Consider the following 14,007-nt stretch of genomic DNA (forward strand, 5'->3'; position numbering starts at 1 on the left):
CAGTGCCCCAGCCCCGCGCCCCCGTCGACCGGGATCACGGCGCCGCGCACATAACCGGCACCGGCCAGGAACGCCACCGCGTCGGCGACCTCCTCGGGGCGGGCCAGGCGTCCGGCCGGGGTCTGCCGCAGCAGGTTCCGGCGCTGTTCCTCGGTGAGCGCACGGCTCATGTCCGACTCGGTCAGACCGGGCGCCACCACGTTGCAGGTGATGTCCCGGGGGCCGAGTTCATGGGTCAGCGACCGTGCGAAGCCGACCAGCCCCGCCTTCGCCGCCGCGTAGTTGGTCTGCCCGGCGGCGCCGTGGAGGGCCGCCGTGGAGGAGATCAGCACGATACGGCCGTGGCCTGCGCGGAGCATGCCGCGCACCGCGCGCTGCGCGACCCGGAAGGCGCCCGTGAGGTTGGTGTCGATGACGGAGGTGAAGTCGGCCTCGCTCATCCGCACCAGCAGACGGTCATGGGTGGCCCCGGCGTTGGCGACCAGGACCGTGACCGGACCGTGGGCCGCCTCGGCCTCCTTGAAGGCCCGGTCCACCTGCTGACTGTCCGTCACATCGCACCGTACGGCGAGGAAGCCCTCGGACGCGGGCGGTTCGTCGCCGCGGTAGGTCACCGTGACCCGGTCGCCCGCCGCCGCGAAGCGGCGGGCCATGGCCAGTCCGATGCCCCTGTTTCCCCCGGTGACGAAGACCGAACGGGCCGTTGCCTGTGCCATCGTGTCGTCCCTCTCCTGCTGACGCCTGTTGTGCCGGTCCTTACGCGGTTTCCACCTGTTCGTCCCGTGTCGGTCGTTCCGGGACGTCCCGGGGGCGTGCCGTCCGTACCCGCAGTCCCACGACGGACACGGCGAAGCCGACCAGGGCCAGTGCGGCGATGGAGAGCGTGGCCGCGTACATCGCGTCGAGGAAGGCGCGGTCGGCCGCGGCCGCCAGCTCCGGCAGCCGCAGCGAACCGGCCAGTGAGCGCGCCGCCTCGGCGGACGTCCGGGCCTGCTCCTCGGCGGCGGGTGGCAGACCCCGCGCGGCGCCGGGCAGATCGGCGTGCGCCATCCGCTCCCGGTACACGCCGGAGAGGATCGAACCGGCCATCGCCACCCCGAGCGTCCCGCCGACCTGCCGGGTGACGCTGTTGACGGCCGAGCCCGCGCCCGCGAGCTGCGGCGGCACCCCGCTCATCATCACGGCCGTGACCGGCGTACCGACCAGGCCCATGCCGAAGCCCTGGATCCACAGCAGTGCGGCGATGACCCAGAGCGGGGTCCGCCCGTCGAGCCACGCGTAGCCGACGTAGGTGGCGGCCGTGGCCAGGATTCCGGCGGCGACCGTCCAGCGGGCCGACAGCCACCGGCTGACCGCCGGGGAGGCCTGACTGCCCAGGACGATGCCGACCGCGGCGGCGATCATCACCGTTCCGGCGTCGGCGGGAGAGAGCCCGCGGGGCCCCTGGAGATAGAACGCCGCGTAGAACAGATGCCCGGCCAGCGCCATGAACGCGAGCAGGAGCACCACGCTCCCCGCAGTGAATCCTGGCTGCCGGAAGAGCCGCAGGTCCAGGCTGGGCGCCGGGGACCTGCGCTGACCGGCCGCGAACACGGTGAGCAGCACACCGCCCACGACCAGGGGCAGCAGGACGTGCGGGCCGTACCAGGACTGTCCGTTACCGAGTTCGATGATCGCGTAGACCACACCGCCGAGGCCGAGCACCGACAGGGACAGCCCCGGCAGATCGAGCACCCTGCGTCCGGGGCCCTTCAGTCCGGGGACGACGGCCACCACCCCGGCCAGGCACAGGGCGACGATCGGCACATTGACCAGGAACACCGAACCCCACCAGAAGTGGCTGAGCAGCGCACCGCCCACGACCGGGCCGACGGCCACGCCCAGACCGCTGGACGAGCTCCAGATCGCGATCGCCCGGGTGCGTTTCTCCTCCGGCGTGCTCTGCACGATGACCGACAGGGTCGCGGGCATCAGCAGCGCACTGCCCGCGCCCATGAAGGCGCGCGCCACGACGAGCCAGGCCGGGCTTCCGGCGAACGCTCCGGCACCGGAGGCGGCACCGAACAGCGCCAGACCGGCGAGGAGGGTCGTCCGGGGGCCGAAACGGTCGGCCAGCGCGCCGCCCGCGAAGAGGGTGCCGGCGAAGACCAGGGTGTAGGCGCTCGCCACCCACTCCAGTTCGGCGGGGGTCGCACCCAGGCCCCGGACCGGGTCGGCCAGCGTGGTGACGGCGACGTTGAGGACCGAGGTGTCCAGCCAGATCAGCATCTGGGCGCAGACCACGACCAGGAGGACGGGCCATGACCGGGAGGCGTTCCCGCCCGTGCTCACCCTGCTCACCGCACGTCTCCTTCGCTCACCGCACGTCCCTTCGTTTCCTCCGGCCGACAGCCCGGGGTGGCCGCACCGATCACACCGACGGCGAGGGCGTCACCGGGCCCGGTCATTTCCGGCCCGGTCCGTCTCACTCCCGGCCCAGCCCGTCGCGCCAGCTCGGCCGCAGCGGCTTCCAGCCCAGCGCCGTACGGGCCCGGTCGTTGGCCGCGCCGTGTGCCGCCGTGAGCTGATGGGCCATGAACCAGCCGAGCAGGCGGGGCGCGAGCGCCGCCGGGATCGTACGAGGGGACGGGCCGGCCAGCATCCGGGCGTAGTGCGGCAGCCACTGCGCGGCCGGGGCCGGGTCGTCGTCCGTCACATGGAACACCCCGGTGGCCTCCGACTCGACGGCCGCCACCGTGGCCCCCACGGCGTCCTCGACGTGCAGGAACGACATGATCCCGGCGCCGCCCCCGGGCAGCGGGAGCTTTCCCGCCAGCACCGCCCGGGCGGTCCCGCCGGTACGGGCGTACGCGGTCCGGGGGCCGTACAGCGTGCCGTACCGCAGCACCACGCCGGCGACGGGCCCGCTGTCCGGTACCAGCCGCTCCAGCTCGGCTACGGCCCGTACGGTGGCGGCCCAGCCGGGGTCGGGCGCGTCCACGTACAGCGGCGCGTCCTCGTCGAGGACCGGCTCCCCGGCCGGGGCGGCGGCGAAGGCGACGGACTGCGCGACCAGCCGCCGCGCACCGGCCGCCCGGGCCGCCTCGACGAGATGGGCCGTGCCCTCGGTACGCAGCCGCGCGGTCAGGGCGAAGGCCGCCGGAGGGTCGTCGCGCAGCAGCCGCAGCGCCGTCATCTGATGGACGACCACCTCGGGCCGAGCGGCCGACACCGCCGACAGCAGGGCCTCGCGGTCGAGGGCGTCGGCGACCACGACCTGGTCCGCCTCCGGGGCCCGCGCCCGCGACCCCTGACGCACCAGCGCGCTCACCTCGTGGCCCCGCGCCCGCAGCGCGCCCACCAGCGGGTGCCCGATCACTCCGGTGGCCCCGGCGACAAGTACTCGCACGGCTCAGTCCTCCGAATCGCGTGTGTCGCGGGCGAGGGGAGTGGCGACCCGCATCAGCAGACGGCACGCCTTGTCGCCGTCCCGCAGGCAGCTCTCGGCCCGGTTCTCCGTCAGCGTCACGCCGAGCCCCTCGGACCAGCCCGCGTGGATGGCGGTGCACGGGCACCGGTAGCCCTCCAGCGAACCGGCCATCCGCACCATGGTGATGGCGAAGTTCCGCCGCAGCGTGAGCACGATCAGATCGTCGTCCTCCACCTCGGTGGAGGCGTTGCGCAGCTCCCGGGGAAACATCCGGTCACCGCACTCGTCGTAGCGGCGGCGCAGCTCCTCCAGGTCCTTGCCGTTGTCACCGCTGTCGGGGAGGGCGCCGGACCGGCGGGTGACGCGCTGCCCGACGTGGAGGGCGACCCTGCGCAGCGCCTCGGCGTTGATCTCGTTCGCGGCCTCCTGCCCGAACCGCGCCGCCACCCCCTGGTACCAGTGGGCGTCGTGCTGCCACCACAGCCGGTACGCCTCGACGGTCTCGGCGCGGTGGTTGACTCCGCCGGCATCCGTGCCCGTGTCCGTGCCCGTGCTCATGCGTGCTCCTCGGCCGCGAACCTGTCGCGCATCACTCGTTTGAGAACCTTGCCGGTGGCGCCCTTGGCCACATCGCCGGGCTTCATCCGCAGGGCCCGGGCCACCGGCGGGAATCCGGCACCCGACAGGACCGCGTTGACGCGCCCGGTCCACTCCTCGGTGTCGCCGCCGTCGGCGGTACCGTCACCCTCGTGCGCGAGCTGGAGCAGCGCGTACGCCTCGGCCTCTCCGTCGCCTTCCCAGTCCGCCCGTACGCCCTCCGGGGCGACCCCGACGACCGTGCAGTCCGCGAGCTCGGGCAGCTCCCGCAGCAGCAGTTCCTCGGTGCGGGTGCTGAACAGGATCCCGGCGCGGGTCCGGATGGCGTCCGTCGCCCTGTCCAGGTGGTAGAAGTTGCCCTCCTCGTCCTGGTAGGCGAGGTCACCGGGCAGCCAGTAGCCGCCCAGCCGCATCCGGTTCCAGGTCAGCGAGTCGTTCCAGTAACCGGGCGAAAGCGTCGGCGACCTCAGCCCGAGGCGGCCGATCTCACCCGGTGGCAGCGGGGTGCCGTCCTCGGCGAGCACGGCGGCCTCGGCGAAGCTGAACGGCTTGCCGATACAGCGTGAGTACGCGGACGTGTCCTTGGTGTGCCGGTTGTGGAAGAGCGAGTGGCCGACCTCGGAGGAGCCGAGCCCGTCGACGAAGACGGAACCCTCGACCCGCCTGCGGCGCAGGTCCGTGCCGTTCCTCTCGATCTGCTCGTGGCCGCCGTGCCGCACCAGGGCCCGGATGTGCGCCTCGTGCGCCGCGTCCCCGGTGTTGAACCACACCTCGACGCTGCTCAGATCACGGGCCGCCAAATCCTCACCGGCCATCTCGCCGAAGGTCCCGGCGAACGCCAGCACCGTGCTCGGCCGGTACTCCTCGATCGCGTCGAGCACCTCGGCACCGCGCCGGCCGGAGAGCAGTTTGACGTCCGCGCGCAGCAGCAGGCAGTACAGCAGGGTCGCGATGGCGGCGTTGTGCGGTCCCGGCAGCGCCACCAGGGTGCGCGCCATGTCCGCCCCGCTGGAGTAGCGCAGCCGGTGCACCTGCGAGTACATCAGCGTCCGGTGGGTGTGCGGCACTCCCTTGGGCATGCCGGTGGTTCCGGAGGAGTGCGAGATGATCACCGGGTCGGTGGGGTCGTGCCGGTACGGGTACGCCTTCGGCAGCCGCTCGCGGAACTCCGGCCGGATCTCCGCCGCCGTCACACAGAAGCCGAGCCCCGGGCCGTCGCCCTCCGGGCCCGACAGCACGGCGTGGTGCTCCGCGTCCGTGAACGCGCCCACCGCACCCTGACGGCGCACGTACTCGCGCGCGATCTCGGGGCGCAGATTGCCGTTGACGAGCGACGGGATGGCGCCGAGGGAGGTCAGGGCCAGGTAGTTCACCGCGTTCTCGGCACTGGAGTACGTGTGCACGGCGACCGGGTCGCGGGGCTTCACACCATGGGCCGCGTACCAGCCCGCGTACGTCTCGACCGCCTCGTACAGCTGTCCGAGCGTCAGCACCTCGGGACGGCTGCCGTCGGGCGCCCGCCAGGTGCCGTCCGTCCGCAGCGCGAGTTCGCCGGGCGCGCGGCCGTACGCTTTCAGACGGTGCAGGACGTTGCCGGCGCCGAGTTCCGTGTCGGAGCAGATCCGCGCCCGCTCCTGCCTACTGATGAGCATGGGTCTCCGTCTCGTTTCCTGCGGGGAGCGCCTTCGGGGGAGCCTGCGGGTCGGTGCCGAGCACGAAGGCGGTGGGGCCGCGCCGTGTGTCCGGCTCCGTGACCAGGAGGTGGCTGCCGCCGTCCCGCAGCAGCCGCCGGTGGACGGCGGCCAGGTCGAACAGGCCCTGGATGCTTCCGGGACGCCCGGCGTCCGCGGTGCCGTCAGTGCCGTCGGTGCCGTCCGCGTCGTACGTCTCGGCCGAGCGGACCGTCACCGGTGCCTCGGCGCAGGCCCTGCCGAGCAGCACCGCCGCCGCCAGGCCCCCGGACCCGGGGAGGTCCGGCACCGGCCGTCCGGTGCCGGACGTCAGCTCCCGGTACGCGGCGGCCACGCGCTCGCCGCCGCCCAGCTCCACGCCCAGCACCAGGACCCGGTCCAGCTCCGGGTCCTCCAGCAGCAGATCCGCCATGGCCAGCAGTTCACCCACCGGGTCGTCGACGGTGGAGAGGCTGAACATCTGTCCGGTGATCCCGAACTCCTGGCTGGTGTAGCCGAGTACGGAGTTGGCGGTGGCCTGCATGAACAGCAGCGGGTTGTGGACCCGCCCGGAGACCATGCGCCGGCTGGCCAGATCCGCGGTGGTGGTGTCGCCCATCAGCGTGGCCAGCGCCACGGCGGTGCGGGAGCCGTCCCCGGGCCGTTCGGTCAGACACCGCCGGGCGGCCTCGAACGCGAGTGGGCTGAAGGCCGACTCGACGAAGCCGGGGAGCCTCGGCAGCGTGATGTCGTCGTCCCGACCGGTGCCGTACGTCGCCGTGGCGGTGGCGAGGATGCCGAGGGGAGCGCGCAGTACCGTCTTCCCGGTCGTCATGGCCGCTCCAGGACGAGTGCGGTGTTGGCGCCCCCGAAGGCGGCGTTGACGGTGAGGGCCCGGCGGACGTCGGCCTGGCGCGGCCGGTTCGGCACGCAGTCCAGATCGCACTCCGGGTCCGGCCGGGTGAACCCGGCGGTCGGCGGCAGTACGCCGTCCGTCAGGGCCAGCATCGTGATCAGGAACTCCACGACGCCCGCCGCCTCCAGGAGGTGGCCGGTGGTGCTCTTGGTGGAGCTGACCGGTACCGCCTCGGCCCGCTCGGGGAAGACGGCGCGCAGTCCGCGGGTCTCGGCCCCGTCGTTGTACTTGGTGCCGGTGCCGTGGGCGTTGACATAGCCGAGGGCCGCCGCGTCCGGGTCGCCCGCGAGCCGCAGGGCCTGCCGCGCGGCGCGTGCCAGTCCGGCGCCCTCCGGGTGCGGCTGGGCGATGTGGTGGGCGTCCGTGGCCGCGCCCCAGCCCACCACGGTCGTCAGCGGCCGGGCACCGCGGCGCCGGGCGTGCTCGGCGGACTCCAGCACCACGGCCGCCACCCCGTCGCCCAGCAGCAGCCCGCTGCGGTCGGCGCTGAACGGGCGCACCATGCCGTCGCGGGACAGCGCCCGGCCGGAGTCGAACTTGCCGAAGGTCTCCTCCTCCACCAGATATCCGCCCGCGCAGACCGCCACGTCGATCCGGCCCGAGGAGATCAGCCGGCAGGCGTGGATGATCGCGGCGGCGGACGCCACACAGGCGTTGGTGAAGGTGAGCCGCGGCCCCGTCAGACCGAGCCGGCCGGCCAGCAGCTCGGTGAGGTACGCGGGCACGGCGTCGGCGACGCGCTTCGCCGCCGCTCCTCCGGTGTGCGGGGTCGCTTCCCCGCCCGGACGGTGGCCGGGGGCGGCGCCCGCCGCCCCGTCCGCCGCCGCCTTCGGACGCCCCCCGGTGTCCGCGCGCCCGTGCGCTCCGGCGTCCGCGAGCCGGTTCGCCGCCGTGCCTGTGGAGCGGACCCGGGCGGGCTCTCCCCGCCCGGAGTCACCGCCCTTTCCCGAACCGCCGCCCGGATCGCCCGGATCGCCCGGACCCGGGCCGCCCGGATCGCCCGGGACGAGCAGGGACCCGGCGGCGCCCCGCCAGTACCGTGTCACGCTGGTGTGGTCACCGGCGACACCGAGCAGCACCGCCGCCTCCGTGCCCGGCCCGAGGCCGGCCATGTCGAGGGCCTCGTCCCCGCACCGGGCGAGCGCGTGCCGCAGCGCCCAGTCCTCGACCGCGTCGGGCCCGTCCGGGGCGGCGGCGGCCATCGGCGTACGGTACGGGCCGGTGTCGAACCGCGTGGTGGGCGCGAACGCGGGGACCCCCGCGAAGACCCCGCGCCGGAGGGCCTCGGCACCCGTGCCGAACGCGGTGCGCACACCGAATCCGGTCACCGTCACCTCACCGCTCATCGCGGCCGCCCCCTTCCTCCCGCTCCGCCTGGGCCGCGCGCAGATACCCGGTGAGCCGCCGGAGCGAGGTCAGTCCGGCGATGTCCTCGTCGGTGGGCTCCACGACCAGGCCGTAGCGCTCCTCCACCACGTGCAGCAGCCACACCAGCCCGAGGGAGTCCAGGACCAGTTCGGCGTCCTCGCCGAGGTCGTCGGGCACCCCGGGAAAGATCTTGCGGTCCGACAGCAGCTCCCGGACGGTGCCGGCGGTGATCAGCGAGGCGGCTTCCGTGCTCATGCCTTCGCACCGCGCCGGACGACCTCGGTGACGAGCCCGCCGAGCGTCAGGGAGGCGAGGGGCTCGATGTCGGTGTCCGGTATCTCCACGCCGAACCGCGACTCGAGCCGCAGGGTGAGCTCGATCAGGCTCAGTGAGTCCAGGTCCAGCCCGCCGACGGTCACCGGGCTCTCGTCCGTGATCCCGTCGCGGCTCATCAGGATGTTCATCTCGTCGATGACCGTGGTCAAGACGAACTCGCGGATCTCGTCTTCCAGTGTCGACGTGCTCATGATCAGAAATCTCCCGTGCAGGATCAGTTGAAGAGGTGTGCGGAGGTGTGGCGGGGGTGGTCGGACAGTCCGCGACGAGCCCGGCCGGGCTACGCGCCACCGGCCACGGCCGCCTGAAGCGCCGCCGCCTGGCGCACCAGCTTCCCGTTGGACGTGCGGGGCAGGGCCTCGAGGAGCCGGATCACCCGGGGCAGCTTGTAGTCGGCCAGCCGCTCCCGGCACCAGCGCAGCAGCTCCTCCGGGGACGGCGGCACGGCACCGGCGGCGAGCGCGACGTACGCCTCCGTCACGTCCTCATGGACCAGGACCGCCTGTTCGACCGCGGGGTGCTCGCGGAGCACGCTCTCCACCTCGGTGAGATCCACCTTGAGACCGCCGATCACGACGAGGGAGTCGGCACGGCCGTGCACCCGGACCGCACCGGCGCCGTCCACCGTGGCCCGGTCCCGGGTGTGCAGCCAGCCGTCCGCGTACTGGGTGCCACCCGAGTCGAAGAGATACGGCGACTCCTCCAGCACGACATCCAGTTCGCCCCGGTGCTCCCGTAGCACCACACCGGGCGCGGCCCGGCCGACCGACGGCCGCAGCGCGCCACTGGCGTCCATGGCGACCACACCGGTCTCCGTCGTCCCGTAGGACTCGCCGACCGGCACGCCGTACCGCTCGGTGAACCGCGCCGCGACCTCCGGGGGCATCAGCTCGCCGCCCGACACCGCGACCCGCAGTTCGGGCAGTTCGGGAGCGTCGATCGCGGCGGCGAGCAGCTCGTAGTGCATCGGCACCCCGAACAGGGCGGTGATGCGGTGGTCCACCGCGGTCGCCAGGATGTCGCGGGCCGAGACCCGGGGCGCGAAGACCACGGAGACACCGGCCGCGAGGGAGTGCAGCAGCCCGGCGATCAGACCGAAGCTGTGGGCCGTCGAACTGAGCAGCAGCAGCCGGTCGCCCTCGCCCGGCATACCGGGGATCGCGGCGAACCGCTCCACCTCGGCGGCGAGCGACCGGGGGGTCCTGCCGATCACCTTCGGCCGTCCCGTGGAGCCCGAGCTGAACTGGACCAGCCGGTGCCCGGTGGTGGCCGGCCCGCCGGTCCTGCGGCACTCGGTGGCGACCTCGTACTCGGGCCGGAAGCCGAAGGCCGCCCGGACGTTGGAACCGGCGCTGACCATGAACTGCGGCCGGCAGGAGGCGCAGAGCGCCGCCACCTCGGCGGGTTTGAGCCGGAAGTCGAAGAGCATCACCTGGGCGCCGAGCCGCCAGAGCGCGAGCAGCACCTCGACCTGGGTGAAACTGGGCGGTGTCCGCAGGCCCACGGTGCTGCCAGGACCGATGCCGTATCCGGCGAACACCGCGGCCTGCTTGGCGACCCGTTCCCGCAACTCTTCCCGGGTGACGGTCTCCTGCCGGTGTGTCAGATAGGGCAGGCCGTCGTCCTTGGCGTCGAACAGCCGCTGGACCAGGGATCCCATCCCGTCCGGCGCGTCCGCTGCGAGCTCGCCCATCGGGCTCAGACCTCCTTGCAGAACTCGCCGATGGGCAGGCCCACATGGCGCTTGTCCGTGGCCAGGTAGCCGAGCAGTTCGTCACCGGTCTGCAGCTCGGTGACGTTGAGGACCTTCCCGCCCGGGCCGAGCACCCGTACGTGCCAGTCGTCCTGCACGGTCAGGCTGACCAGCCGCCCGTCCTCGGCGTGGGTGCGGATCTCCAGCAGCGGCCGGGACTCCAGCTTGGCGCGGCCGACCACGACCCGCCGGGTGCGGCCGTCGGCGCCCACGGCCAGCAGGGCGCTGCCGGAGCCCACCTCGCTCAGGTAGTTGGTGCGGTTGTCGGGGCCGAGCGTGTACGAGTGGAGCGCGCCCGCATTGACCCGGAACGGCCTGGTCGGCATGTACGGCAGCGGGTGGGTCTCGCTGCAGCAGAGGACGAAGCCGGAGGAGTACGAGCCGACGAGGATGCCCTCGTCCTCCTCGAAGTGCGAACAGGTGTCCACGCAGACCCGGTCGCCGAGCCCGACGTGCCGGATGCTCTCCACGGTCAGCGTGGACAGCTTCAGCTGGGGTGTGGTGGCCTCCAGCAGCCGCGCCAGGGCGAACACCTCGTCGGCGCCGCGGGGCGTGAAGAGGATGCCGTCCGAGCCGCGTTCCAGGACGTCGAAGACGATCGAGGCCTCCTCCAGGTCGTCGACCACGGTCACCAGCTTGCCCTCGGCGGACTCGGCCGCGGCGAGGACGATCTCCAGCGGGATCTTGGTCGGGTCGGCGAAGTGGATGACCGTGTACGGCAGCGCCATGGCGCCCGCGCACGACAGCTGGAGGGTGCGGTCGTCCCGTACGTCGATGAAGCCGGCGACGGGTGTGGCCCCGGTGGCGCGGTTGTCGGCGGCGAGCGCGTCCAGCTCGTCCTGGGCGGTGAACGTCCGCAGCAGGACGTCGATTCCGGCGCCGGTCGCGGATCCGGCCCCGGCGGGGGGCTTGGCGCCGGTGGCGGACCCGGCCTCCTGCTGGTCCTTGTCGCCCTTCGCCTCCTTGGTGCCGGGCTTCCTGGCGGCGGGCGTGGCCGGTCCTCCGGGCACCAGCACCCGGGTGATGGTCGGTGGCAGCGTCCCGAGCAACTCGGCATCGGTGGCCAGGACCCCGGCCATCCGGGTGTGGACGGCCGCGTCCACCACCGCCTGGAGCTGCGGCCGGGGGACTTCACGGAGATCGATCCACGCGAACCTCATACGACACCTGCCACAAACGTCGAGTAGTTAGTCATGCTCATGTCATCCGAGCTCTTGTCCGCGCTGTCCGCGCTGTCCGCCGTGCCGGCCTCCGCTGTTCTGCCGCCGCCGTGCACGACCGCGGCGAGCCGGGACACCAGGGAGGCGGGGGAGGGGGACGAGAAGATCCGCCGGCCGACGGCCAGCCCTCCGCAGCCGGCGGCCATCACCGCGGCGCCGTACTCGATGAGGTCCGAGCCGTCCGGCGGTCCGCCTGCCGCGAGGACGGGGATGGGGCTGTGGGCCACCACCTCGGCCATCCGGTCGAGCGGCAGGGTGACGGAGGTCTTCACCATGTCGGCGCCCAGGTCCGCGGCCACATTGACCAGGTGCGCGAGGAGGGCGGGATCGCGGGGGTTCTCGATCCGGGGGCCCCGCGGATAGACCATCGCGATCAGCGGCATGCCCCAGGTGTCGCAGGAGCGGGCCACCGCCCCGAGGTCGGCGAGCTGCTGCCGCTCGGTGTCCGACCCGATGTTCACATGCACGCTGACCGCGTCCGCGCCGAGCCGTACGGCCTCCTCGACGTCGCCGACCAGCACCTTGGCGTCGACATCGGCGGAGCAGGCGGTACTGGCACTCAGATGCACCACCAGGGCGCAGTTCCGAAGGACGTCCGGCGCGAGGGCGCGGGCGCGTCCCTTGTGCACGATGATCCCGTCGGCCCCGCCGGTCACCAGCGCCCGCAACAGGTCGTCCCACTGGCCCGCGGGGGCGACCGGGCCGTCGGAGACGCTGTGGTCGAGGGGGACGAACAGATGCCGGTTGTCACCCGCCAGCGACAGTCTTCTTAAACGCAATGGCTTGCCAGTTTTCAGCATGGGTAATGCGCCTTCCCGGCCCGGAGGCCGCATTCCAGAAAGTCGAACCCGGGCATCGCGTTGCGGTCTCCATGTCCGAAAAACGATGGTCGTAGAACTTTCAAGTTCAGCCGCGGCTCAGCATTCCGCGCGTGATCGGCCGTTGGCAAGGCGTGACCACTCGCAAATTTTTATACAGAGAACGGCAAGAATATTGACAGCGGTTTGACAGGCGGCGGCGGGTTGACGCTGTCCAGGGGTGGTGTTCGTGGGTAGTTATGCGGCAAGTGCTGAGGTGGCGGATGTGGGACGCTCTGTGCGTACTGTGGAGAACTGTCCCGACCCGTAGCGGCATCGGGTGCTTTATTGCTGTTGTAGGTGCGAAAGGGATATCGCTAATCGGGTGGGCTGCCTTCCCTTGTGGGAATTGAATTTCCGGGCTTAGGGTGACAGGCGCACTCCGGTTCGTGTTACATGCGAGGCCGTCCCCACTCGGGCCCGGACCGTTCGTATCCGGGCGTACCGGAAGTGAGCTCCCCATGCCCGATTCACCGTCCAAGACCGTTGCCGAGACCGGTTCCAGACAGGCCGTGTTACCGCGGCCGGCAGCGAGGAGCACGGCGCCGCGGGTCGCCGTCGCGAGCCTGATCGGCACCACGATCGAGTACTACGACTTCGCCGTGTACGGCACCGCCTCCGCGCTCGTGCTCGGTCCCGCGTTCTTCCCCTCCGGCAACGCCACCGTCTCCACACTGGCCGCGTTCCTCACCTTCGCCGCGGCCTTCCTGTCCCGGCCCCTCGGCGTCGTGCTGTTCGGGACGATCGGTGACCGGCTGGGCCGCCGACAGGCGCTCGTCGCGTCGCTGCTGCTGATGGGTCTTGCGACGGTCGGTGTCGGACTGCTCCCGACGTACGAGAGCGCGGGACTCCTCGCTCCCGTCCTGCTGGTGACGCTTCGTCTGCTGCAGGGCGTGAGCATGGGGGGTGAGTGGGGCGGGGCCGTGCTGCTCGCGGCGGAGCACGCACCGCCGGGGCGCCGTGCGCTGTACGCGGCCGTCCCGCAGGCCGGACCCTCACTCGGCTTCCTGCTGTCCAGCGCCGTCATCCTGCCCACGCTCGCCATCGCGGGACGGGACGGGTTCGCGAGCGGTGCCTGGCGGGTTCCGTTCCTGCTCAGTGCCGTGCTCGTGGTGATCGGTCTGTGGGTGCGTGCGACGGTCACGGAGTCACCCGTGTTCAGCGCCGCGACGTCGGGGCCGGGTTCGGGTTCGGGTTCGAGCTCGGGTTCGAGCTCGGGTCCGGGGGCGGTGTCCCGCTTTCCGCTGGGCACGCTGGTGACGCGGTATCCCGGGCGGCTGCTGCTCGGTACGGGTGCGGCGATCGGGGGGTCGGCCGTCTACTACCTGACGATCGTGTACAGCCTCTCGTACGGGCCGAAGACGCTGGGCATCCCGCAGAACACGATGCTGACGGCTGCGAGTGTCGGGGCGGCGGCGGGGATCGCGATCACGTTGCCGGTCGCCAGGCTGGCCGACCGGATCGGCCGGCGCCCTGTGATGCTGACCGGAGCGGCGGGCTGCGTGCTGTGGGCCGTTCCCATGTACGCGTCCCTGAGTTCGCGGGACGCCTTGGTGATCACCGGTGCGTACACGGTGGGGCTGATGCTGCTGGCGCTGATGTTCTCGCCGGTGGCGGCGTTTCTGCCGGAGCTGTTTCCCGCCCGGCTGCGCTACACGGGGGCGTCCGCGACGTTCATTCTCGCCAACACCCTGGGGGGCGGGTTCGCTCCGCTCGTGGCCACGTGGCTGAACAGCCAGTGGTCGTCACCGCTTGTGCTCGGCTTCTACACGGGTGGGCTCTGTCTGCTGAGTCTGTTGTGCCTGGTGGCTCTGCCGGAGACGCGTGGGGGCGAGTTCGAGGCCTGACGGGTCGCCGTCTGGTTTTGCTCGCCCCCGCCGC

At 72.4% G+C, this 14,007-nt stretch carries 13 protein-coding genes; 1 reads left to right on the forward strand and 12 read right to left on the reverse strand.

The window, feature by feature from the left end; all coding sequences use genetic code 11:
- The 12 genes from fabG to FNH04_RS27640 all read right to left on the reverse strand — a co-directional run.
- Positions 1–716, reverse strand: a 716-nt coding sequence (fabG, locus tag FNH04_RS27580; protein ID WP_152788499.1) for a 3-oxoacyl-ACP reductase FabG, incomplete at its 3' end; no start/stop codon positions are given.
- A 40-nt stretch (positions 717–756) separates the two neighbouring features.
- Positions 757–2,340, reverse strand: a complete 1,584-nt coding sequence (locus FNH04_RS27585; protein WP_322724005.1) for an MFS transporter — start codon at positions 2,338–2,340, stop codon at positions 757–759.
- 124 nt (positions 2,341–2,464) lie between these two features.
- Positions 2,465–3,388: an NAD-dependent epimerase/dehydratase family protein gene (locus tag FNH04_RS27590; protein ID WP_322724007.1), complete on the reverse strand. Its 924-nt coding sequence runs from the start codon at positions 3,386–3,388 to the stop codon at positions 2,465–2,467.
- 3 nt (positions 3,389–3,391) lie between these two features.
- Complete coding sequence (locus FNH04_RS27595; RefSeq protein ID WP_152788500.1) at positions 3,392–3,967, reverse strand: hypothetical protein; 576 nt, start codon at positions 3,965–3,967, stop codon at positions 3,392–3,394.
- Positions 3,964–5,658, reverse strand: a complete 1,695-nt coding sequence (locus tag FNH04_RS27600; RefSeq protein WP_152788501.1) for a class I adenylate-forming enzyme family protein — start codon at positions 5,656–5,658, stop codon at positions 3,964–3,966. The genes FNH04_RS27595 and FNH04_RS27600 overlap by 4 nt, the downstream gene beginning before the upstream one ends.
- Positions 5,645–6,511 carry a hypothetical protein gene (locus FNH04_RS27605; RefSeq protein WP_152788502.1) on the reverse strand — a complete coding sequence of 289 codons (867 nt, stop codon included), beginning with the start codon at positions 6,509–6,511 and terminating at the stop codon, positions 5,645–5,647. The genes FNH04_RS27600 and FNH04_RS27605 overlap by 14 nt, the downstream gene beginning before the upstream one ends.
- A complete protein-coding gene (locus FNH04_RS47945) occupies positions 6,508–7,938 on the reverse strand; it encodes a beta-ketoacyl-[acyl-carrier-protein] synthase family protein (protein ID WP_228031645.1) in 1,431 nt (476 codons plus the stop codon). Before FNH04_RS47945 ends, FNH04_RS27605 begins: the two co-directional genes overlap by 4 nt.
- On the reverse strand, positions 7,928–8,215 hold the full coding sequence (locus FNH04_RS27620; RefSeq protein WP_152788503.1) for an acyl carrier protein: 288 nt from the start codon (positions 8,213–8,215) through the stop codon (positions 7,928–7,930). Before FNH04_RS27620 ends, FNH04_RS47945 begins: the two co-directional genes overlap by 11 nt.
- Entirely contained in the window at positions 8,212–8,487 is a 276-nt protein-coding gene (locus FNH04_RS27625) for an acyl carrier protein (RefSeq protein ID WP_152788504.1), read from the reverse strand. Before FNH04_RS27625 ends, FNH04_RS27620 begins: the two co-directional genes overlap by 4 nt.
- 89 nt (positions 8,488–8,576) lie before the next feature.
- Positions 8,577–9,989, reverse strand: coding sequence for a class I adenylate-forming enzyme family protein (locus FNH04_RS27630; protein WP_152788505.1), 1,413 nt, complete (start codon positions 9,987–9,989; stop codon positions 8,577–8,579).
- Positions 9,990–9,994: 5 nt separating this feature from the next.
- A complete protein-coding gene (locus FNH04_RS27635; RefSeq protein WP_152788506.1) occupies positions 9,995–11,209 on the reverse strand; it encodes a 3-dehydroquinate synthase II family protein in 1,215 nt (404 codons plus the stop codon).
- Entirely contained in the window at positions 11,206–12,069 is an 864-nt protein-coding gene (locus tag FNH04_RS27640) for a class I fructose-bisphosphate aldolase family protein (protein ID WP_152788507.1), read from the reverse strand. The genes FNH04_RS27635 and FNH04_RS27640 overlap by 4 nt, the downstream gene beginning before the upstream one ends.
- A gap of 518 nt (positions 12,070–12,587) precedes the next feature.
- Between FNH04_RS27640 and FNH04_RS27645 the strand changes: the two genes are divergently transcribed.
- Complete coding sequence (locus FNH04_RS27645; RefSeq protein WP_152788508.1) at positions 12,588–13,973, forward strand: MFS transporter; 1,386 nt, start codon at positions 12,588–12,590, stop codon at positions 13,971–13,973.
- The last annotated feature ends 34 nt before the right edge of the window (positions 13,974–14,007 follow it).

Source organism: Streptomyces phyllanthi (assembly GCF_009377205.1).
In the GTDB taxonomy this organism is placed as follows: Bacteria; Actinomycetota; Actinomycetes; order Streptomycetales; family Streptomycetaceae; genus Streptomyces; species Streptomyces phyllanthi.